We start from the raw sequence: 1,161 nt of genomic DNA, 5'->3' as shown, positions 1-1,161 counted from the left end.
GAGCAATCGTCCGCAGCTGAGGCCGCGATCGCCGCGATCGCCGCCAAGGTGCCTCAGTACAGCGGGGCCGCGCAAGCTGGCATCGCCACCATCGTCGACACTGAGGCGCAGTCGACGACCGGTCTCCGGCCCGATCCGACGACGCCGGCAGCGTAGTCACTCCTGGTCGACGGCCTCGCCGGGATCCTCCTCGCCTGGGTGCTCCTCGCGAAGCTCAATGCCCCCGCTTGCCAGATCGAGGACCGCCGGGCCGCTCCCCAGCTCGCGGAGTTCTTCCACGCCTTTTCGACTGGCTGCGGCCACGCGGTCCCACTCCACACCGGCAAACGTGCCATCCGCAGGAGGGGACTCCCGATAGGGAGGATCAACGAACCCGAACCCATTGTGGCGGTTGTGGTTCAAGTTCCATAGTACGGCTTTCGCCATGAACTTCAGGTGTTGCTCGGCGTGCTGCAGCACAGCGCACGCTTCGATGATTTCCTTTGTCGCCATGCCGTTTTGGTGAAGGCCTATCAACAGCAAACTGATTCCCGAATAGTCCCTGTAACACGCTGGAGGCGGTCCCGGGGTCACCGGCGGTGGATCCGGGGCCGGTTCGCTCAGGTAGGACGGCGGGATCCCGAGGAACTCCTCGATATGAAATACCCCGACATTGGATTCGAGAACCGTGCTGGGATGGATTGCGCGTAAGTGCCTTTCGGCAAGAGAGGCCACCGCCACGGACCCCTGATCGACGTTGTAGCCGATCTGCTCCGCAGTGCGTGCGATCCGTTCAGCGATGGTGTCGGTCATAGCGTTTGGGCCTCTCGGGTGAACTCCGCGTCTTCGAGAAGGCGAGTCAGTGCAGTGATGTCCGTCCCGGCCTCTGCCGCGCAGTACGCGACGTCCTCGAGCGAGGGTGGCAACCACCGCCACAGCAGCAGCATCTCCCGGATCCGCTCGAGCTGGTACCTGCTCATGTACCGGTCCAGCTCCAGCCGATCAAGCAACTGCCCCGGCGGCGGCCGCATCGCGCCCGTCTCACCCTCGGCCAACGCGGCCGCGTCCCGGAACGCCGTCCACTCCGCATCCGACGGCATGGTGCCCTGCCCCAGCGTCGTCAGGATCTTCAACGAGCCTTCGTCCCGCACCGCAGGCCCCGAGCCGTCACTGCCGACCGCC

At 65.4% G+C, this 1,161-nt stretch carries 2 protein-coding genes; both read right to left on the bottom strand.

Features of this window, described 5'->3' with window-relative positions; translation table 11 throughout:
• Positions 1 to 156 precede the first annotated feature (156 nt).
• Positions 157 to 792 carry a hypothetical protein gene (locus tag AXK60_RS25305; RefSeq protein ID WP_068575364.1) on the bottom strand — a complete coding sequence of 212 codons (636 nt, stop codon included), beginning with the start codon at positions 790 to 792 and terminating at the stop codon, positions 157 to 159.
• On the bottom strand, positions 789 to 1,161 hold a 373-nt coding region (locus AXK60_RS25300), incomplete at its 5' end, for a hypothetical protein (RefSeq protein WP_217491804.1). The genes AXK60_RS25305 and AXK60_RS25300, both read right to left, overlap by 4 nt.

The sequence above is a fragment of the Tsukamurella pseudospumae genome (genome assembly GCF_001575195.1).
GTDB classification, from domain to species: Bacteria; Actinomycetota; Actinomycetes; order Mycobacteriales; family Mycobacteriaceae; genus Tsukamurella; species Tsukamurella pseudospumae.
This window is presented reverse-complemented; position numbering and strand designations above follow the sequence as displayed.